Raw genomic sequence first — 18,972 nt, 5'->3', positions numbered from 1 at the left:
CCGCCATGGGCGTGCGTCGCGGTCTGCGACGCTGCTCAGGTCCACCTCGGTAGTATATTGCGGTGACCCGAGACTCCAGACGCGCGCGTCGAGCCCAGAACGAGCAGCAGCGTCGAAAGAGTCGCCGCACCCGGATCATCCTGTGGGTGGTGGGCGTCGTGCTCGCACTGCTCATCGCCGTCGCCGTGATCGCGGCGATCCTCATTCCGAAGGCGCTCGACGCCAAGGACAAGCTCGAGGCTTCGGTGCCGCTGGCCCAGAGCATCCCCGGGCTGATCGCCTCCGGTGACACTGCGGGCGCGCAGGCCGCGGCGGAGGAGCTGACGAAGACCGCCGCTTCCGCGCACGAGCAGACCAGCGGATTCCTCTGGGAATCGCTGGAGTGGGTGCCGGTGATCGGCCCCAACCTCCATGGCGTCCGCATGGCGACCGCGGCCGTCGACGAGCTGGCCACCAAGGCGCTCCTTCCCGCTTCGGGGATCGACATCGCAGCACTTCGTCCTTCCGACGGCGGGCTCGACCTCCAGGCGATCCACGGCATCGGGGACATCGCGCGGTCGGCCGACCAGGCCGTGCGCGATGCCTCATCGATGCTGGCGGGCGTCGATCATGACGCGCTCCTCGGGCCCGTGGCATCCGGTGTGGAACGCATCGAGAAGGTTCTGAAGCCGGCTGCGAGCACACTCGCCGGCGTCATGCCGCTTGTCGAAGCCCTCCCCGAGATGCTGGGAGAGGGGGGACCCCGCGACGTGCTGGTCATCTTCCAGAACAATGGAGAGGTGATGTCCGGTGGCGGCACGATCGGCTCCATGGCCCAGGTGCACATCGACAACGGCGCCATCTCGATCGTGAACCAGTCGTCGGCTTCCGGTCGCGACTTCCCGAACTTCCGTCCACCGGTCGGGGGAGTGACGCAGGAGGAGACCGACCTGTACGGCTCGCTGTTCGGCAGCTACGTTCAGGCGCTCACCCGCTCGCCCCGTTTCGACAGGACGTTCGAGATCGCACGCGACATGTGGCGAGAGGCCAAGGGCGTCGAGGTCGACGCGGTCGTCTCCCTCGATACCGTCGCCCTGAGCTACCTCCTGGTCGCGACCGGGCCGGTCGCTATCCCCGGCGGTCCGGAGATCTCGAACTCCAACGCGGTGGCGATGCTGCTCGGCGACCTCTACAAGACGTACGAGCCCGCAGAGGTCGACATGATCAACCAGGTCTTCGCTGGGCTGACACTGCAGAAGCTGATGGGCGGTCAGGTCGATTTCGCCAAGCTGTCCTCTGTGCTCGGGCTCGCAGCGAAGGAGGGCCGGATCGCGATCTGGAGCGCCCGCGAGTCGGAGCAGCAGCTCATCGCCGGCACGGACCTCGATCGTCGCGGGCCGAGGGCGGCGGAAGGTACGGAGGCGTTCGGCGTCTACTTCATCGACTGGACGCCCGGGAAGATGCAGCGGTACATGACCCAGTCGATCGACGTGAGTCAGCCGGTCTGCGCCGCCGACGGACGCCGTCACGTGTTCGTGACGGTGACGCTTGCCAACACCGTCGATCCCGCTTCGGTGCGAGGGCTTCCCGAGTACGTCACCGGCGTCGGGATCGAGACGCCGAAGGGATCGATGCAGGTGGAGACCCTCGCCTTCGCCCCTCCGGGATACTCGCCGGTCGGGCAGAGGGCAGACGCCGAGCTCGCGCAGTCGGAGGTGCGCAAGGACCAGGAGTTCACCGTCGGAACGATGCGGTTGACGCTGGCGCCGCAGGAGAGCAGGACGCTCACCTACGAGTTCGTCGCCGACTCCGACGCCCCCACGAAGATCGAGCTCGACAGCACCCCGGTCGTCACTCCGACGGTCCTCACGCAGGACGCCGTCACCTGCCAGTGACCGACGCCACGGGATGCTGCTCTGCCGCAGCTGATCCCCCTGGTGATAGCGCGGCGGTTCGTGCAGACTAGACGCACATCGCACACCGCCTCCTAAGGGGAATCATGGGTATCGAGGACGCCGTCAACAAGGGCAAGGACCTGTACGAGCAGAACAAGGACAAGATCGCCGAGGCGGTCAAGAGCGAGCAGGCCGAGGACATCAGCGACAAGGTGCTCGACGGCGTGGCCGACTTCGCCAAGAAGATCGCTCCCGGCGCCGCAGACAAGATCGACGAGATCCGCGACAGCGCCGACAAGGCCGTCGGCAACGAGTAGCACGCAGCACAGCCTCTGAGCGGCGATCCACTCCGGTGGGTCGCCGCTCTTCTGTGCCTGTCCGGCGCCTCCGGCTTCGGAATGTCGTCGGATGTGGCGCATCCGCAGCTGTATCCAGTAGGATCATCGAGACCGCCTGGGGATCTTGCGGTCGGGGAAGCCGAAGGGGTTCGGTTTCCCGAAGCACGCGGACTTCCGCGTACGAAACTGGGGATAAGCGATCTTGGGGATCATCGTGCGACGCGCGCCATCACGGCGCCTGAGCGTCTCCCTGCCTGCGCGGCGGGTCTTCCGCCGCGCCCTCGGTCGAGGAGTTCGGCGTCCCTTCACGCCGGGCTGCTCGCGTTCGGTGTGCCCCCTCGCACTGAACGCCCTCCCCAAGCGGGGCGAGGCATGGGGATGCCTCGCCCCGCTATCTCCTGTGATCTGAGCCGTCTCCGACGCCTCACCGGGACTGCCGGGCCAGCGCGACACGCCCGGGTTTGCGCAAGTGAAATCAGCCGTGGCAGAATAGACAGGTTCGATATTCCGTCGCCGCTGTGCGCGCGAGGGATCACTGCCAGGGCAGTGCATAGACGGCGCCTCCTCCGGGACGGTGCAGGGTTCTAGGCCGCGGGTAGCAGAACACACCCCGACACCCCTCAATATGAAGGGTTCTGCCGTGCGCGGCGGGAGGTCGGCATCCGGTCGCTTCACGGCGTCCGGCTGACAGAAGAACAGTGGTGCAGCAGATCGACTCGCAAGAGCCGTTCTCGTGCCGAGGCGCGAACAGCGCCGACGTGCGTCCAATGCCCCAGGGCCACCCGGTCCCGGACGGTAAGACGCTTAAAGAGAGAGAGCAGACAATGGCGGGACAGAAGATCCGCATTCGCCTGAAGTCGTATGACCACGAGGTCATCGACACGTCCGCACGCAAGATCGTCGACACCGTGACCCGTGCGGGCGCAACCGTCGTCGGCCCCGTGCCCCTTCCGACCGAGAAGAACGTCGTGTGCGTCATCCGGTCGCCGCACAAGTACAAGGACAGCCGCGAGCACTTCGAGATGCGCACCCACAAGCGTCTGATCGACATCGTCGACCCGACGCCCAAGGCCGTCGACTCGCTGATGCGTCTCGACCTGCCGGCCGATGTCAACATCGAGATCAAGCTCTGAGGTTCGACATGGCTGACATCAACTCCAAGGTTTCCAAGGGCATGCTGGGCACGAAGCTCGGCATGACCCAGGTGTGGAACGAGAGCGGCAAGCTCGTTCCCGTCACCGTCATCGAGCTGGCACCCAACGTGGTCACCCAGGTCCGCACGCCCGAGAAGGACGGCTACAACGCCGTGCAGATCGCGTACGGCCAGATCGACCCCCGCAAGGTGAACAAGCCGCTCTCCGCCCACTTCGAGGCAGCAGGCGTCACGCCGCGTCGTCACGTCACCGAGATCCGCACCGCGGACGCCGGCGACTACAACCTGGGCCAGGAGCTCACGGTCGACGGCACCTTCGAGGCCGGCCAGCTCGTCGACGTCGTCGGCACGAGCAAGGGCAAGGGCTTCGCCGGTGTCATGAAGCGTCACAACTTCAAGGGCGTCTCGGCTTCGCACGGTTCGCACCGCAACCACCGCAAGCCCGGCTCCATCGGCGCATCGTCGACCCCGAGCCGCGTCTTCAAGGGCATGCGCATGGCCGGCCGTATGGGTGGCGAGCGCGTGACCGTCCTCAACCTCACGGTGCACTCCATCGACATCGAGAAGGGACTCATGCTCGTCAAGGGCGCCGTCCCCGGTGCTCGTGGCCGCATCGTCTATGTCCGCAACGCAGTGAAGGGTGCCTGATCATGGCTGACTCCACTCTCGCGCTCGACGTCCTCAAGGCAGACGGCAAGAAGGCAGGCTCGATCGAGCTTCCCGCCGCGCTGTTCGACGCCAAGACGAACATCCCGCTCATCCACCAGGTCGTCGTCGCGCAGCTCGCGGCGGCTCGCCAGGGCACGCACTCGACCAAGCGTCGTGGCGAGGTCTCCGGTGCCGGCCGCAAGCCCTTCAAGCAGAAGGGCACGGGTAACGCCCGTCAGGGTTCCATCCGCGCGCCGCACATGACCGGTGGTGGCATCGTGCACGGCCCCAAGCCGCGCGACTACTCGCAGCGCACCCCCAAGAAGATGATCGCCGCCGCCCTGCTGGGCGCGCTCAGCGACCGCTTCCGCGGTGACCGCATCCACGCCATCGAGTCCTTCGGGATCGACGGCACGCCTTCGACCAAGACCGCGGTGAACTTCCTCACCAACGTCGTCTCGTCGAAGAACGTGCTCGTCGTGATCGAGCGCAACGACGACGTGACGCTGAAGAGCATCCGCAACCTGTCGAACCTGCACGTGCTGACGTTCGACCAGCTCAACGCATACGACGTGCTCGTCTCCGACGACATCGTCTTCACCCAGGCCGCGCTCGAGGGCTTCATCGCCTCCAAGTCCGGCGCCAACCAGGAGGTCTCCGCATGAGCGAGCAGGCATCTGTTCTCCAGACGGCCCTGAACAAGGACCCGCGCGACATCATCCTGAAGCCGGTCGTGTCCGAGAAGAGCTACGGTCTCATCGATGAAGGCAAGTACACCTTCCTCGTCGACCCGCGCGCTTCGAAGACCGAGATCAAGCTCGCCATCGAGAAGATCTTCGGCGTCAAGGTCGCAGGGGTCAACACCCTCAACCGCGTCGGCAAGGCTCGTCGCACCCGCTTCGGCACCGGCAAGCGCAAGGACACCAAGCGCGCCATCGTCACCCTGAAGTCGGGCACCATCGACATCTTCACGGCAATCGGCTGATCCGGGGGATAAGGACAATAATGGCTATTCGCAAGTACAAGCCCACGACCCCGGGCCGTCGCGGCTCGTCGGTGGCTGACTTCGCCGAGATCACTCGATCGACGCCGGAGAAGTCGCTGCTGCGCCCGCTCTCGAAGACCGGTGGTCGCAACAACCAGGGCCGCATCACGACCCGTCACATCGGTGGTGGCCACAAGCGCCAGTACCGCGTCATCGACTTCCGTCGTAACGACAAGGACGGCGTCAACGCCAAGGTCGCTCACATCGAGTACGACCCCAACCGCACCGCGCGCATCGCGCTGCTGCACTACTTCGACGGTGAGAAGCGCTACATCCTCGCTCCGGCGAAGCTGAAGCAGGGCGACATCGTCGAGTCGGGTGCCGGGGCTGACATCAAGCCGGGTAACAACCTCCCGCTGAAGAACATCCCCACAGGTACCGTGATCCACGCGATCGAGCTCCGCCCCGGCGGCGGCGCGAAGATGGCACGTTCGGCCGGCGCGTCCGTCCGTCTCGTCGCCAAGGACGGCCCCTACGCCCAGCTGCGTCTGCCCTCGGGCGAGATCCGCAACGTCGATGCGCGCTGCCGCGCGACCATCGGCGAGGTCGGCAACGCCGAGCAGTCGAACATCAACTGGGGCAAGGCCGGCCGCATGCGCTGGAAGGGCGTCCGCCCGACCGTGCGTGGTGTCGCGATGAACCCGGTGGATCACCCGCACGGTGGTGGTGAGGGTAAGACCTCTGGTGGTCGTCACCCCGTCTCCCCGTGGGGCCAGGCTGAGGGTCGTACCCGTCACGCCAACAAGGAAAGCGACAAGTACATCGTGCGTCGTCGTAACGCCGGCAAGAAGCGTAAGTAGGAGTAAGAGAAGATGCCTCGCAGTCTTAAGAAGGGCCCCTTCGTCGACGATCACCTGCTTCGCAAGGTGGTCGTGCAGAACGAAGCCGGCACCAAGAACGTCATCAAGACCTGGTCCCGTCGGTCCATGATCATCCCGGCCATGCTGGGTCACACGATCGCGGTCCACGACGGACGCAAGCACATCCCTGTGTTCGTGTCCGAGACCATGGTCGGTCACAAGTTGGGCGAGTTCGCGCCCACCCGCACCTTCCGCGGCCACGAGAAGGACGACAAGAAGGGGCGGCGCCGCTAATGGTCGAATCGATCGCACGCGTGAAGCACATTCGCGTGACCCCTCAGAAGGCTCGTCGTGTCGTCGCGCTCATCAAGGGCAAGCAGGCCCAGGAGGCTCTGGCGATCCTGAAGTTCGCTCAGCAGTCCGCCAGTGAGCCGATCTACAAGCTCGTCGCGTCGGCCATGGCCAACGCGCAGGTGAAGGCAGATCGCGACGGCGAGTTCCTCGACGAGAAGGACCTGTACGTGGCCAACGCGTACGTCGACGAGGGCACCACGCTCAAGCGTTTCCAGCCCCGTGCACAGGGTCGCGCTTTCCAGATCAAGAAGCGCACGAGCCACATCACGGTCGTGCTCTCGACGCCTGAGGTGGCTCCGGCCGCCGCGGGCGACAGCAACAAGAAGGCGAGCAAGTAATGGGACAGAAGGTAAACCCGTACGGCTTCCGTCTCGGCATCACGACGGACCACGTCTCGCGTTGGTTCTCTGACTCGACGAAGCCGGGTCAGCGCTACGCCGACTACGTCGCCGAAGACATCAAGATCCGTAACCTGCTCAAGACGCAGCTCGACCGCGCCGGTGTCTCGAACATCGAGATCGAGCGCACCCGTGACCGCGTCCGCGTCGACATCCACACCGCCCGTCCGGGCATCGTGATCGGTCGTCGTGGAGCCGAGGCCGAGCGCATCCGCGGCGACCTCGAGAAGCTCTCGGGCAAGCAGATCCAGCTGAACATCCTCGAGGTCAAGAACCCCGAGGCCGATGCACAGCTCGTCGCACAGGGCATCGCCGAGCAGCTCTCTGCTCGTGTGGCGTTCCGTCGTGCGATGCGCAAGGGTCTGCAGGGCGCTCAGCGCGCCGGCGCCAAGGGCATCCGTATCCAGGTCTCCGGCCGCCTCGGCGGCGCCGAGATGAGCCGTTCGGAGTTCTACCGTGAGGGTCGTGTGCCGCTGCACACGCTGCGCGCGAACATCGACTACGGCTTCTACGAGGCGAAGACCACCTTCGGCCGCATCGGCGTGAAGGTCTGGATCTACAAGGGCGACCTGACCGCGAAGGAGCTCGCTCGCGAGCAGGCCAACGCACCCAAGGCTCGTCGTGACGACCGTGGTGGCGACCGCCGCCGTGCCCCGCGCAACGAGGCACCTGTCGCAGAAGGAGCGTCGGCATAATGCTCATCCCCCGTAAGGTCAAGTTCCGCAAGCAGCACCACCCGGGTCGCTCGGGTCAGGCCACCGGCGGCACGAAGGTCTCCTTCGGCGAGTACGGTATCCAGGCCCTCACGCCCGCTTACGTGACGAACCGTCAGATCGAGTCCGCTCGTATCGCGATGACCCGTCACATCAAGCGTGGTGGAAAGGTGTGGATCAACATCTACCCCGACCGTCCGCTCACGAAGAAGCCGGCCGAAACCCGCATGGGTTCCGGTAAGGGTTCCCCCGAGTGGTGGGTCGCCAACGTCAAGCCGGGCCGTGTCCTCTTCGAGGTCGCGGGTGTCGACGAGGAGCTCGCTCGCGAAGCTCTGACCCGTGCAATTCACAAGCTGCCGCTCAAGGCACGCATCATCAAGCGCGAGGAGGGCGACGCGTAATGGCGATCGGCACCAAGGAGCTCGCCCCGGCAGAGCTCGACACATTCGAAGACCAGCGCCTCGTCGAGGAGCTGCGCAAGGCCAAGGAGGAGCTGTTCAACCTCCGTTTCCAGTCGGCCACCGGCCAGCTGGAGAGCCACGGCCGCATCCGCGCCGTCAAGCGCGACATCGCGCGCCTCTACACCGTGATCCGCGAACGCGAGCTGGGCATCCGTGCGACGCCCGCTCCGGTCGAGGCTCCGGCGAAGAAGGCGACCAAGTCGAAGGCGAAGAAGGCGGACTCCGCCGACGACGCCGTGAAGGAAGAGGCTGAGTGATGGCCACCAAGAAGGAAGCGACTGTGGAGACGCAGGCCGCAGGACACGAGTCGTCCGAGCACGACGTCCGCGACGCCGCTGCCCGCGGTTACCGCAAGGCACGCCGCGGCTACGTCGTCAGCGACAAGATGGACAAGACCATCGTGGTCGAGGTCGAGGACCGCGTGAAGCACCCGCTTTACGGCAAGGTCATCCGCCGCACCTCGAAGGTCAAGGCGCACGATGAGGCGAACTCCGCCGGCATCGGCGACCTGGTCCTGATCAACGAGACCCGCCCGCTGAGCGCCACGAAGCGCTGGCGTCTGGTGGAGATTCTGGAGAAGGCCAAGTGATCCAGCAGGAATCCCGACTCAAGGTCGCCGACAACACCGGCGCCAAGGAGCTGCTCACCATCCGCGTTCTCGGTGGCTCGAAGCGCCGTTACGCGGGCCTCGGCGACACCATCGTCGCGACCGTCAAGGACGCGATCCCCGGTGGAAACGTCAAGAAGGGCGACGTCGTCAAGGCGGTCATCGTCCGCACCAAGAAGGAGGTCCGTCGTCCGGACGGCTCCTACATCAAGTTCGACGAGAACGCCGCAGTGATCCTGAAGAACGACGGGGAGCCCCGCGGCACCCGTATCTTCGGGCCGGTCGGTCGTGAGCTTCGCGACAAGAAGTTCATGAAGATCGTCTCGCTGGCGCCGGAGGTCATCTAATCATGGCGAAGATCAAGAAGGGTGACCTGGTTCAGGTCATCACCGGTGCCACGCAGGAGCGTGGCGGCGACCGTGGCAAGCAGGGCAAGGTCCTGGATGTCCTCGCCGACAAGAACCGCGTGATCGTCGAAGGCGTGAACTACGTCACCAAGCACACGCGCGTCGGCCAGACGCAGCGTGGCACCAAGACCGGAGGCATCGAGACCGTCGAAGCCTCCATCCACATCTCGAACGTCGCACTCGTCGACCCCTCGACCAAGAAGCCGACCAAGGTCGGCCACCGGGTCGAGGAGCAGACGAAGGACGGCGTGAAGCGCACCGTCCGTGTGCGCTACGCGAAGAAGAGCGGTAAGGACCTCTGATGAGCACCGACACTGCCGCGCCGGCTGGCAAGATCCAGCCGCGCCTGAAGCAGAAGTACAACACCGAGATCAAGAAGGCTCTGCAGGAAGAGTTCGGCTACGCGAACGTCATGCAGATCCCCGGACTGGTCAAGGTCGTCGTGAACACCGGTGTCGGCGAGGCAGCTCGCGACAGCAAGGTGATCGATGGCGCGGTCGACGATCTCACCAAGATCACCGGCCAGAAGCCGATCGTCACGAAGGCTCGCAAGTCCATCGCGCAGTTCAAGCTGCGCGAGGGACAGGCCATCGGCGCGCACGTCACCCTCCGTGGTGACCGCGCGTGGGAGTTCGTGGATCGCCTCGTCTCGCTCGCACTGCCCCGTATCCGCGACTTCCGCGGTCTCTCGGGCAAGCAGTTCGACGGCAACGGCAACTACACCTTCGGTCTCCAGGAGCAGAGCGTGTTCCACGAGATCGATCAGGACAAGATCGACCGGGTTCGCGGTTTCGACATCACCGTCGTCACCACCGCGAAGACGGATGACGAGGGCCGGGCACTGCTCCGCCACCTCGGCTTCCCGTTCCGCTCGGAAGACGCACAGGCGTAACACCCTCGACGGGCTCAGTGGTCTCGTGTCACTGAGCCCGTCGATGTGCACGTACAATTGAAAATTGCGTGTCATCGCAGGCCGTCTGTCGTGTAACGGCAGCCGGAACCTCATGAACAAAGGAAAACAACAATGACAATGACAGACCCGGTCGCAGATCTGCTGACCCGTCTGCGCAACGCGAACTCGGCGCACCACGATTCCGTGACCCTGCCGTCGAGCAAGCTCAAGACGCACATCGCTCAGATCCTCCAGCAGGAGGGCTACATCGCCGGCTGGGAGACCTCTGACGCCCGCGTCGGACAGAACCTCACGCTGACGCTGAAGTACGGTCCCAACCGTGAGCGCTCCATCGCTGGCATCAAGCGCGTCTCGAAGCCCGGTCTCCGCGTGTACGCGAAGTCGACCGAGCTCCCCACGGTCCTCGGCGGCCTTGGCGTGGCGATCCTGTCCACCTCCTCCGGTCTTCTCACCGACCGTCAGGCAGAGCAGAAGGGCGTGGGCGGAGAAGTTCTCGCCTACGTGTGGTAATTCGAAATGTCGCGTATTGGACGACTTCCCATCGACGTTCCTGCGGGCGTGACCGTTTCGGTCAACGGCCGTGAGGTCGCGGTGAAGGGCCCCAAGGGTGAGCTCACCCTCACGGTGGCCAGCCCCATCGAGGTCGCGGTCGAGGAGAACCAGGTTCTGGTCTCCCGTCCCGACGACGAGCGCGAGTCGCGGTCGCTTCACGGCCTGACCCGCACGCTCATCAACAACAACATCATCGGCGTGACCCAGGGCTACACCAAGGGTCTCGAGGTCGTCGGTACCGGTTACCGCGTGCAGCAGAAGGGCAGCTCGGTCGAGTTCGCCCTCGGCTTCTCGCACCCGGTCCTGATCGACCCGCCCGCCGGCATCACGCTCACGGTCGAGGGCACCACGAAGCTCACCGTCAGCGGGATCGACAAGCAGGCTGTCGGCGAGGCAGCTGCCAACATCCGCAAGATCCGCAAGCCCGAGCCGTACAAGGGCAAGGGTGTGCGCTACGCCGGCGAGAACGTGCGTCGCAAGGCCGGAAAGAGTGGTAAGTAACCATGGCTCTCAAGTCAAAGTCTGACGCCCGCGCGCGTCGTCACGCCCGCCTTCGCAAGAAGGTCGTCGGCACCGAGGCGCGTCCGCGTCTCGTCGTCAACCGCTCGGCCCGCCACGTCTTCGTGCAGCTGGTCGACGACAGCAAGGGTCACACCGTTGCGTCGGCTTCGACGCTCGAGACCGACCTGCGCTCGCTCGAGGGTGACAAGACCGCCAAGGCCCGCAAGGTCGGCGAGCTCCTCGCCGAGCGTGCGAAGGCTGCCGGCGTTTCCGAGGCAGTGTTCGACCGTGGCGGCAACCGCTACGCCGGTCGTGTCGCCGCCATCGCCGACGGCGCCCGCGAGGGGGGTCTGGCACTGTGAGTGACAACAAGGAGAACGAAGTGACCGAAGCGGCTGCTGCCACTTCCGAGACGGCTGCCGGCACCACGCAGGCCGAGCCGGCTCGCGACTCGCGTGACGGCCGCCGCGGCGGCCGTGGCGACCGCAACCAGGGTGGCGGTCGTGACCGCAACTCCCGTGACCGCGGCGACAACCAGTTCCTGGAGCGCGTCGTCACCATCAACCGCGTCTCGAAGGTCGTGAAGGGTGGTCGTCGCTTCAGCTTCACCGCCCTCGTGGTCGTCGGTGACGGCAACGGTCTGGTCGGTGTCGGCTACGGCAAGGCCCGCGAGGTCCCTCTGGCGATCTCGAAGGGTGTCGAAGAGGCCAAGCGCAACTTCTTCCGCGTTCCGCGCGTCGGCAGCACCATCCCGCACCCCGTGCAGGGTGAGGCGGCCGCCGGTGTGGTCCTGCTCCGTCCGGCTGCCGCCGGTACCGGTGTCATCGCCGGTGGTCCGGTCCGCGCCGTGCTCGAGTGCGCCGGTATCCACGACGTGCTGTCGAAGTCGCTCGGCTCGTCGAACACGATCAACATCGTGCACGCGACGGTCACCGCCCTGAAGCAGCTCGAGGAGCCTCGTGCGGTCGCCGCACGTCGTGGCCTCGAGTTCGACCAGGTTGCCCCTGCGCGTCTCGTGCGCGCCGAGGCAGACGCCATCGCCGCACAGAAGGTAGGTGCCTGATGGCCGCGCGACTGAAGGTCACGCAGATCAAGTCCAAGGTGAGCGAGAAGCAGAACCAGCGCGACACGCTGCGCAGCCTCGGTCTGAAGCGGATCGGTGACACCACCGTCCGCCCCGACGACGCGCAGACGCGCGGTTACGTCAAGACCGTCGCCCACCTCGTCAAGGTTGAGGAGATCGACTAATGGCCGAGAAGAACGAGGCCGTCGAGGCTGAGAAGGCCCCGAAGAAGGCTGCGGCTCCCAAGGCTGCCGCCGAGAAGAAGCCGGCTGCGAAGAAGGCTCCGGCCAAGACCGCTGCCGCCGATGCCAAGGCTGAGGGCGCTGCCAAGAAGCCTGCCGCCAAGAAGGCGACGCCGGCGAAGGATGCTCCGGCATCCCGCCCCGGCGTGCTGAAGGTGCACCACCTGCGTCCGGTCCCCGGATCCAACACCGCCAAGACTCGCGTCGGCCGTGGTGAGGGTTCCAAGGGTAAGACCGCTGGTCGTGGAACCAAGGGCACCAAGGCGCGCAACACCGTTCGCGTCGGCTTCGAGGGTGGGCAGATGCCGCTGCACATGCGCACCCCGAAGCTGCGCGGGTTCAAGAACCCGTTCCGCGTGGAGTACCAGGTCGTGAACCTGGAGAAGCTCGCGGAGCTGTACCCGAAGGGTGGCGACGTCACCGTCGGCGACCTGGTCGCCAAGGGTGCCGTTCGCAAGAACGAGAAGGTCAAGGTTCTCGGAAACGGCGACATCGCCGTGAAGCTCACCGTTTCGGTCGACAAGGTCTCGGGTTCTGCCGAGCAGAAGATCGTCGCGGCTGGCGGATCCGTCAAGTAACCGCACAGCAAGAGGGGCCGGAGATTCTCCGGCCCCTCTTGTGGTTTCACACTCCGAGACCTTGCTCTGGGGCCGCATCCGGCGGGCCTGGTATCGGTGGCGAATTCCGGGAAGCCCGGTTTGCGTTACCCTGGTCTTTCAGCCGTCCTTCGGGAATCGGCAACCTTTTCAGGAGGAACGTCCTTGTTTAGCGCCATCGCGCGGATCTTCCGCACCCCAGACCTGCGGCGGAAGATCGGTTTCACTCTCGCCATCGTCGCGATCTACCGACTCGGCTCCAACGTCCCGGCTCCGTTCGTGGACTTCCCGAACGTCGAGGAGTGTCTCGCCGCCAACGCCGGCACCGATGGGCTGCTCGGGCTGGTCAACCTGTTCTCCGGTGGTGCACTGCTGCAGCTGTCGATCTTCGCGCTCGGTGTCATGCCGTACATCACCGCGACGATCATCACGCAGCTCCTGCGCGTGGTCATCCCGCACTTCGAGGCGCTGCACAAGGAAGGACAGGCCGGTCAGGCCCGTCTGACGCAGTACACGCGTTACCTCACGATCGCCCTCGCGCTGCTGCAGTCGACGACCCTCGTCACAGTGGCGCGCAGCGGCCAGCTCTTCGGAACCACCGACCTCGCGGCCTGCCAGCAGCTTCTGACGAACGACGTGTGGTGGGCGCAGCTGCTCATCATCATGGCGATGACGGCCGGTACCGGTCTGATCATGTGGTTCGCAGAGCTCGTCACCGAGCGCGGCATCGGCAACGGCATGTCGCTGCTCATCTTCACCTCGATCGCCGCGACGTTCCCCGGCGCCATGGGTCTGATCTGGCAGACCAAGGGCTTCGAGGTCTTCCTGCTCGTGCTGCTGGTCGGGATCATCGTGATGGGGCTCGTCGTGTTCGTCGAGCAATCCCAGCGACGGATCCCCGTGCAGTACGCCAAGCGCATGGTCGGTCGACGCACCTACGGCGGCACGAACACCTACATCCCGATCAAGGTGAACATGGCGGGTGTGATCCCCGTGATCTTCGCCTCGTCGCTGCTGTACATCCCGGCCCTCATCGCGCAGTTCAACACCCCGCAGGACGGATCTACTCCGGCGGCCTGGGTGACCTGGATCACGACGAACTTCACGACCGGCAACAGCCCCGTGTACATGGCGGCCTACTTCCTGCTGATCATCGGGTTCACCTACTTCTACGTGGCGATCACCTTCAACCCGGTCGAGGTCGCCGACAACATGAAGAAGTACGGCGGGTTCATCCCCGGCATCCGTGCGGGGCGTCCGACGGCCGAGTACCTCGACTACGTGCTCACCCGCATCACGCTCCCCGGCTCCCTCTACCTCGGTCTGATCGCGCTCATCCCGCTCATCGCCCTGGCCACCGTCGGCGCCAACCAGAACTTCCCGTTCGGCGGCGCCTCGATCCTCATCATCGTCGGTGTGGGTCTCGAGACGGTCAAGCAGATCGATGCGCAGCTGCAGCAGCGACACTACGAAGGGCTCCTCCGATGACAGCTTCCGCACGTCTTCTCATCGTCGGCCCGCAGGGCTCGGGCAAAGGCACGCAGGGCGTGCGGATCGCCGAGTCCTACGGCATCCCGGTCGTGTCGACCGGCGACATCTTCCGCGCGAACATCAAGGAGGGAACGCCGCTCGGCCAGCAGGTCACGGCGATCCTCGACAAGGGTGACCTCGTTCCGGATGAGCTGACCAGCGAGATCGTGCGCGACCGTCTGTCGCAGGAGGACGCCGCGCAGGGTTTCCTCCTCGACGGCTACCCGCGCAACACCGCACAGGTCGACCACCTCGAGTCGTTCCTCTCCGAACGGGGCGAGGCGCTCGACGCCGTCATCCTCCTCGACGTGCCCCGCGAGGAGAGCCTGGAGCGTCTGACGCTCCGTGCGACCGAGCAGGGACGCTCCGACGACACCCCCGAGGCCATCGGTCACCGTCTCGACATCTACGAGAACGAGACCGCCCCGATCCTTGAGGTCTACGGCGCCAAGGGCATCGTCGACCGCATCGACGGCGTCGGCTCGCTCGACGAGATCACCGAGCGCATCGCACAGGCTCTGGCCGCGCGCGGCCTGCGTCCCGCGGTCTCCACCTCCTGAGATGTTCCGCCGGTCGATCTACAAGACCCCGGCTCAGTTGCGGGCCATGGTGGAGCCCGGGCTGATCACGGCAGCGGCACTGGACGCCGTCCGCCCGCTGATCAAGGCCGGGGTCACCACCCTCGAACTCGACACCGTGGCGAACCGCACCATCCTCGCCCGCGGCGCCGAGTCGAATTTCCAGCTGGTGCGCGGCTACCACCACACGACCTGCATCTCGGTGAACGAGCAGGTCGTGCACGGGATCCCGGGGGAGCGGGTGCTCCAGCCGGGAGACATCGTGTCGGTCGACTGCGGTGCGCAGTTCCGCGGGTGGAACGGCGACAGCGCCATCACGGTCGTCGTGCCCGACCCGGAGCGCCCGGAGCTCGTCGCCCAGCGCGAAGAGCTCTCCCGCGTCACCGAGGGGTCGATGTGGGCCGGGATCGCCGCCATGGCCTCGGTCTCGTCCATCGACGAGATCGGTGCGGCCATCCAGGACTACATCGAGGCTCAGGGGCCCTCAGCGGTCTCGGGCGAGCCCTACGGCATCCTGCGCGAGTACGTGGGTCACGGCATCGGTCGCAAGATGCACGAGGCCCCCAGCGTCTTCAACTACCGCACGCCCGACCGTGGCGAAGACCTGAAGCCCGGTCTGGTGCTCGCGATCGAGCCCATGGTCACCGCCGGCGGAGATGCCACCTTCATCGAGGAGGACGACTGGACCGTCACGACGGTGGACGGTACGGACGGCTCCCATTGGGAACATAGCGTCGCCCTGCATGATGGGGGTATCTGGGTGCTCACCGCGCCCGATGGAGGAAGAGCCGGACTCGCCCCGTTCGGGGTAGAGCCTCGAGAGATCGGAAAGTAATGGCAGCGGCGAAGAGCAACACCAACTGGTTCGCGATCGGCGTCTCGATCGCCGTCGTCGTGGTGCTGGTGGCGATCGGCGGTCTCGTGGTGTTCCTCAACAACCAGGCCACCGCGCCCGGTGCGACGCCCAAGGCCAACGACACGTTCAACTCCGAGACCGGGGCGATCTCGTTCGGGGACGGCGAAGACACGATCGCGGTGTTCGTCGACTTCCAGTGCCCGGTCTGCAAGACCTTCGAGGACCAGTTCGGTGGACAGCTGGAGGCTGCGGCCGCCGACGGTCGTATCACCCTCGAGTACCACCCCATCGCGATCCTCGACCGGTTCTCGCAGGGGACCGAGTACTCGTCGCGCTCGGCCGGTGCCGCGGTGTGCGTCGCGGAGTCGAACCCGGAGCTGTACCTCGACTTCGCCAAGACACTGTTCGAGAACCAGCCTGCGGAGAACACCTCGGGTCTCACCAACGACCAGCTCGCGGGCTTCGCGACGCAGGTCGGCGCAGACGACGCCGTGTCGTGCATCACCGATGAGACGTACCGCAAGTTCGGAGCAGCCCAGGCGAAGTCGCACGAGATCGCGGGAACGCCGACGGTCGAGATCAACGGAACGCGCCTCAACCTGCAGGACCAGGCCGACCTCAAGAAGTTCACCGACCTGATCAGCTGAGCCCGCTGCTCGTCCGCCGCACGCGGTCGAGTTGCCCGATGGCTCCGGAGCGTCTAACATAGATCTTTGGTGCTTTGTGCCTTGATTCGGCGTGTCCGTCGGCGCAGTACCGCAATCCCATCACCCACCGCAGATCGACCGATCTGCAGAAGCGTCAGCGAGGCTATGGCTAAGAAAGACGGTGTCATCGAGATCGAGGGCGTGATCTCCGAGGCTCTGCCCAACGCGATGTTCCGCGTTGAGCTCAGCAACGGACACAAGGTCCTTGCAACGATCTCCGGCAAGATGCGGCAGAACTACATCCGCATCATCCCCGAGGACCGCGTGGTCGTGGAGCTCAGCCCCTACGACCTCACCCGCGGCCGTATCGTCTACCGCTACCGCTGATCGGTCGAGAAGTAACGGCCTGCCCCTGCCGGGGGCGGTACGAAGACAGCGAACAGGAAACATCATGAAGGTCAACCCCAGCGTCAAGCCCATCTGCGATCACTGCAAGGTGATCCGCCGTCACGGCCGCGTCATGGTGATCTGCAAGAGCAACCCGCGTCACAAGCAGCGCCAGGGCTGAGTCCCTGGCGGGCCCGCCGGTCTGATCGACGGGCCCGCGCTGTGCGGTATCGCTCACGCACATCTCACAACTGAATACACAACGGCAGGATCAGAACCCGCGCATGCGGGGGACACCTCGGGGCGGAGGCCCGGGCACCGATCCTGTTCCACACCTCCACAACACCCAGGAGAACCGCATGGCACGTCTTGCCGGCGTTGACATCCCGCGCGACAAGCGCGTGGTGATCGCCCTTACCTACATCTACGGCGTCGGCCGTACCCGCTCGGTCGAGATCCTCAAGGCGACGGACATCGACGAGAGCATCCGCGTGAAGGACCTCAGCGACGACCAGCTGATCGCCCTCCGCGACCACATCGAAGGCAACTACAAGGTGGAGGGTGACCTGCGCCGCGAGGTTGCAGCAGACATCCGCCGCAAGGTCGAGATCGGCTCCTACGAGGGCATCCGCCACCGTCGTGGTCTCCCGGTCCGTGGTCAGCGCACCAAGACCAACGCCCGTACCCGCAAGGGCCCGAAGCGCACCGTCGCAGGCAAGAAGAAGGCCCGCTAAGCGCGGCCCCAGGGACTAGGAGAACACTTTCATGGCTGCACCCAAGGCCGCCGCGCGCAAGCCGCGCCGCAAGGAAAAGAAGAACATCGCGCTGGGCCAGGCCCACATCAAGTCGACGTTCAACAACACGATCGTCTCGATCACCGACCCGTCCGGCGCCGTCATCGCCTGGGCATCGTCGGGTGGCGTGGGCTTCAAGGGCTCCCGCAAGTCGACCCCGTACGCCGCCGGCATGGCTGCCGAGTCCGCTGCCCGTCAGGCTGCGGAGCACGGCGTCAAGAAGGTCGACGTCCTCGTGAAGGGTCCGGGCTCCGGCCGCGAGACCGCGATCCGCTCGCTCCAGGCCGCAGGCCTCGAGGTCGGCTCGATCCAGGACGTCACCCCGCAGGCACACAACGGCTGCCGTCCGCCGAAGCGTCGCCGCGTCTGATTCGCGTGTCGAGCCGCTCGGTCCCTTCGCGGTCTGAGCGGCTCGACGCCCGCGTGCGGGCATCGACTTCCACAACTCAAAACCTCACCCCACCACATGTCATATAGCGGGCATGTGATCGAAAGGAACACAGAGTGCTTATTGCACAGCGTCCCACACTGACCGAGGAAAAGATCGTCGAGAACCGTAGCCGGTTCATCATCGAGCCTCTGGAGCCCGGCTTCGGTTACACGATCGGCAACGCGCTGCGCCGCAGCCTGCTGTCGTCGATCCCCGGTGCTGCTGTCACCAGCGTTCGCATCGACGGCGTGCTGCACGAGTTCAGCACCATCCCCGGCGTGAAGGAGGATGTCACCGAGATCATCCTCAACATCAAGCAGCTCGTCGTCTCGTCGGAGCGCGATGAGCCCATCACCGCGTACCTGCGCAAGACCGGTGCGGGCGAAGTCACCGCCGCTGACATCTCGGCTCCGGCCGGTGTCGAGGTGCAGAACCCCGAGCTCGTCATCGCGACGTTGAACGACACCGCGAAGTTCGAGCTCGAGCTCACCATCGAGCGTGGCCGTGGCTACGTCTCGGCGACGCAGAACCGCAACGAGTACGCCGAGGCCGGTCAGATCCCGATCGACTCGATCTACTCGCCGGTCCTCAAGGTCAGCTACCGCGTCGACGCGACCCGTGCCGGGGAGCGCACCGACTTCGACAAGCTCGTCCTGGATGTCGAGACCAAGTCGGCGATCAGCCCCCGCGACGCCGTCGCTTCGGCTGCGAAGACGCTCACCGAGCTGTTCGGTCTCGCCCGCGAGCTGAACGTCGAGGCCGAGGGCATCGAGATCGGCCCGGCGCCGGTGGAGGCAGTGAACTCCAGCGAGCTGTCGATGCCGATCGAGGACCTCGACCTGTCGGTCCGCTCGTACAACTGCCTGAAGCGTGAGGGCATCAACACCGTTTCCGAGCTCGTCGCCCTGTCGGAGACGCAGCTCATGAACATCCGCAATTTCGGCCAGAAGTCGGTCGACGAGGTGCGCGACAAGCTCATCTCGCTCGGTCTGTCGCTCAAGGATTCGGTGCCCGGTTTCGACGGCGCCCACTTCTACGGCGGCAGCGAAGACGAGTCCTTCTGATACCCGACCTTTCTGACCAGG

Annotated in this window: 31 protein-coding genes; all 31 read left to right on the top strand. The window is 65.5% G+C overall.

Annotation, left to right across the window (positions count from 1 at the left end):
- The first annotated feature begins 62 nt into the window (after positions 1-62).
- The 31 genes from ABRP18_RS14195 to ABRP18_RS14045 all read left to right on the top strand — a co-directional run bounded on the left by ABRP18_RS14195 (position 63) and on the right by ABRP18_RS14045 (position 18,951).
- The gene (locus ABRP18_RS14195) at positions 63-1,874 is read left to right on the top strand and encodes a DUF4012 domain-containing protein (protein ID WP_147251191.1); all 1,812 of its coding nucleotides are present in this window, start codon (positions 63-65) and stop codon (positions 1,872-1,874) included.
- Between the two features lie 104 nt (positions 1,875-1,978).
- Positions 1,979-2,191 (top strand): hypothetical protein, encoded by a 213-nt coding sequence (locus ABRP18_RS14190; protein WP_045264638.1) that lies wholly within the window; start codon positions 1,979-1,981, stop codon positions 2,189-2,191.
- Positions 2,192-3,036: 845 nt separating this feature from the next.
- Positions 3,037-3,345 (top strand): 30S ribosomal protein S10, encoded by a 309-nt coding sequence (gene rpsJ / locus ABRP18_RS14185; protein WP_017201594.1) that lies wholly within the window; start codon positions 3,037-3,039, stop codon positions 3,343-3,345.
- Positions 3,346-3,353: 8 nt separating this feature from the next.
- Positions 3,354-4,013 carry a 50S ribosomal protein L3 gene (gene rplC, locus ABRP18_RS14180; RefSeq protein ID WP_021201123.1) on the top strand — a complete coding sequence of 220 codons (660 nt, stop codon included), beginning with the start codon at positions 3,354-3,356 and terminating at the stop codon, positions 4,011-4,013.
- A gap of 2 nt (positions 4,014-4,015) precedes the next feature.
- Entirely contained in the window at positions 4,016-4,678 is a 663-nt protein-coding gene (gene rplD, locus ABRP18_RS14175) for a 50S ribosomal protein L4 (RefSeq protein WP_021201122.1), read from the top strand.
- Positions 4,675-4,998 (top strand): 50S ribosomal protein L23, encoded by a 324-nt coding sequence (gene rplW, locus ABRP18_RS14170; RefSeq protein WP_017829206.1) that lies wholly within the window; start codon positions 4,675-4,677, stop codon positions 4,996-4,998. The genes rplD and rplW overlap by 4 nt, the downstream gene beginning before the upstream one ends.
- Positions 4,999-5,018: 20 nt before the next feature.
- The gene (rplB, locus tag ABRP18_RS14165; RefSeq protein WP_017201590.1) at positions 5,019-5,858 is read left to right on the top strand and encodes a 50S ribosomal protein L2; all 840 of its coding nucleotides are present in this window, start codon (positions 5,019-5,021) and stop codon (positions 5,856-5,858) included.
- Between the two features lie 12 nt (positions 5,859-5,870).
- A complete protein-coding gene (gene rpsS, locus ABRP18_RS14160) occupies positions 5,871-6,152 on the top strand; it encodes a 30S ribosomal protein S19 (RefSeq protein WP_017829205.1) in 282 nt (93 codons plus the stop codon).
- Positions 6,152-6,550 carry a 50S ribosomal protein L22 gene (gene rplV / locus ABRP18_RS14155; protein ID WP_045264641.1) on the top strand — a complete coding sequence of 133 codons (399 nt, stop codon included), beginning with the start codon at positions 6,152-6,154 and terminating at the stop codon, positions 6,548-6,550. Before rpsS ends, rplV begins: the two co-directional genes overlap by 1 nt.
- On the top strand, positions 6,550-7,305 hold the full coding sequence (gene rpsC / locus ABRP18_RS14150) for a 30S ribosomal protein S3 (RefSeq protein WP_017201587.1): 756 nt from the start codon (positions 6,550-6,552) through the stop codon (positions 7,303-7,305). The genes rplV and rpsC overlap by 1 nt, the downstream gene beginning before the upstream one ends.
- Positions 7,305-7,724, top strand: a complete 420-nt coding sequence (gene rplP, locus ABRP18_RS14145; RefSeq protein ID WP_017829203.1) for a 50S ribosomal protein L16 — start codon at positions 7,305-7,307, stop codon at positions 7,722-7,724. Before rpsC ends, rplP begins: the two co-directional genes overlap by 1 nt.
- Complete coding sequence (rpmC, locus tag ABRP18_RS14140; protein ID WP_017829202.1) at positions 7,724-8,041, top strand: 50S ribosomal protein L29; 318 nt, start codon at positions 7,724-7,726, stop codon at positions 8,039-8,041. Before rplP ends, rpmC begins: the two co-directional genes overlap by 1 nt.
- A complete protein-coding gene (gene rpsQ, locus ABRP18_RS14135; protein WP_017829201.1) occupies positions 8,041-8,373 on the top strand; it encodes a 30S ribosomal protein S17 in 333 nt (110 codons plus the stop codon). Before rpmC ends, rpsQ begins: the two co-directional genes overlap by 1 nt.
- Positions 8,370-8,738 carry a 50S ribosomal protein L14 gene (gene rplN, locus ABRP18_RS14130; protein WP_017201583.1) on the top strand — a complete coding sequence of 123 codons (369 nt, stop codon included), beginning with the start codon at positions 8,370-8,372 and terminating at the stop codon, positions 8,736-8,738. Before rpsQ ends, rplN begins: the two co-directional genes overlap by 4 nt.
- Before the next feature lie 2 nt (positions 8,739-8,740).
- Positions 8,741-9,100 (top strand): 50S ribosomal protein L24, encoded by a 360-nt coding sequence (rplX, locus tag ABRP18_RS14125; RefSeq protein WP_045264644.1) that lies wholly within the window; start codon positions 8,741-8,743, stop codon positions 9,098-9,100.
- Positions 9,100-9,690: a 50S ribosomal protein L5 gene (gene rplE / locus ABRP18_RS14120; RefSeq protein WP_045264645.1), complete on the top strand. Its 591-nt coding sequence runs from the start codon at positions 9,100-9,102 to the stop codon at positions 9,688-9,690. Before rplX ends, rplE begins: the two co-directional genes overlap by 1 nt.
- A 132-nt stretch (positions 9,691-9,822) precedes the next feature.
- Positions 9,823-10,221 (top strand): 30S ribosomal protein S8, encoded by a 399-nt coding sequence (gene rpsH, locus ABRP18_RS14115; protein ID WP_021201117.1) that lies wholly within the window; start codon positions 9,823-9,825, stop codon positions 10,219-10,221.
- 6 nt (positions 10,222-10,227) lie between these two features.
- Entirely contained in the window at positions 10,228-10,764 is a 537-nt protein-coding gene (gene rplF, locus ABRP18_RS14110; RefSeq protein WP_045264646.1) for a 50S ribosomal protein L6, read from the top strand.
- Between the two features lie 2 nt (positions 10,765-10,766).
- Positions 10,767-11,126 carry a 50S ribosomal protein L18 gene (gene rplR, locus ABRP18_RS14105; protein WP_017201578.1) on the top strand — a complete coding sequence of 120 codons (360 nt, stop codon included), beginning with the start codon at positions 10,767-10,769 and terminating at the stop codon, positions 11,124-11,126.
- Positions 11,127-11,146: 20 nt separating this feature from the next.
- Positions 11,147-11,827, top strand: coding sequence for a 30S ribosomal protein S5 (gene rpsE, locus ABRP18_RS14100; RefSeq protein WP_269430495.1), 681 nt, complete (start codon positions 11,147-11,149; stop codon positions 11,825-11,827).
- On the top strand, positions 11,827-12,012 hold the full coding sequence (gene rpmD / locus ABRP18_RS14095; protein ID WP_017201575.1) for a 50S ribosomal protein L30: 186 nt from the start codon (positions 11,827-11,829) through the stop codon (positions 12,010-12,012). Before rpsE ends, rpmD begins: the two co-directional genes overlap by 1 nt.
- Complete coding sequence (gene rplO / locus ABRP18_RS14090) at positions 12,012-12,647, top strand: 50S ribosomal protein L15 (protein WP_061016850.1); 636 nt, start codon at positions 12,012-12,014, stop codon at positions 12,645-12,647. Before rpmD ends, rplO begins: the two co-directional genes overlap by 1 nt.
- Positions 12,648-12,830: 183 nt before the next feature.
- Positions 12,831-14,153 (top strand): preprotein translocase subunit SecY, encoded by a 1,323-nt coding sequence (gene secY / locus ABRP18_RS14085; RefSeq protein ID WP_046747821.1) that lies wholly within the window; start codon positions 12,831-12,833, stop codon positions 14,151-14,153.
- Entirely contained in the window at positions 14,150-14,755 is a 606-nt protein-coding gene (locus ABRP18_RS14080) for an adenylate kinase (RefSeq protein ID WP_058632584.1), read from the top strand. The genes secY and ABRP18_RS14080 overlap by 4 nt, the downstream gene beginning before the upstream one ends.
- A gap of 1 nt (position 14,756) precedes the next feature.
- Positions 14,757-15,608 carry a type I methionyl aminopeptidase gene (gene map, locus ABRP18_RS14075; RefSeq protein WP_113680408.1) on the top strand — a complete coding sequence of 284 codons (852 nt, stop codon included), beginning with the start codon at positions 14,757-14,759 and terminating at the stop codon, positions 15,606-15,608.
- Entirely contained in the window at positions 15,608-16,276 is a 669-nt protein-coding gene (locus tag ABRP18_RS14070; protein ID WP_046747824.1) for a thioredoxin domain-containing protein, read from the top strand. The genes map and ABRP18_RS14070 overlap by 1 nt, the downstream gene beginning before the upstream one ends.
- Before the next feature lie 165 nt (positions 16,277-16,441).
- Positions 16,442-16,663 carry a translation initiation factor IF-1 gene (gene infA / locus ABRP18_RS14065; protein ID WP_017201569.1) on the top strand — a complete coding sequence of 74 codons (222 nt, stop codon included), beginning with the start codon at positions 16,442-16,444 and terminating at the stop codon, positions 16,661-16,663.
- Between the two features lie 64 nt (positions 16,664-16,727).
- Positions 16,728-16,844, top strand: a complete 117-nt coding sequence (gene rpmJ, locus ABRP18_RS14060; protein WP_005050492.1) for a 50S ribosomal protein L36 — start codon at positions 16,728-16,730, stop codon at positions 16,842-16,844.
- Positions 16,845-17,022: 178 nt separating this feature from the next.
- Positions 17,023-17,397, top strand: coding sequence for a 30S ribosomal protein S13 (gene rpsM / locus ABRP18_RS14055; RefSeq protein WP_017201568.1), 375 nt, complete (start codon positions 17,023-17,025; stop codon positions 17,395-17,397).
- 31 nt (positions 17,398-17,428) lie between these two features.
- Entirely contained in the window at positions 17,429-17,827 is a 399-nt protein-coding gene (rpsK, locus tag ABRP18_RS14050) for a 30S ribosomal protein S11 (protein ID WP_017829189.1), read from the top strand.
- A gap of 134 nt (positions 17,828-17,961) precedes the next feature.
- Complete coding sequence (locus tag ABRP18_RS14045) at positions 17,962-18,951, top strand: DNA-directed RNA polymerase subunit alpha (protein ID WP_021201111.1); 990 nt, start codon at positions 17,962-17,964, stop codon at positions 18,949-18,951.
- Positions 18,952-18,972: the final 21 nt, after the last annotated feature.

Source organism: Microbacterium sp. WHRI 7836 (genome assembly GCF_040223885.2).
Taxonomy (GTDB): domain Bacteria; phylum Actinomycetota; class Actinomycetes; order Actinomycetales; family Microbacteriaceae; genus Microbacterium; species Microbacterium oxydans.
This window is presented reverse-complemented; position numbering and strand designations above follow the sequence as displayed.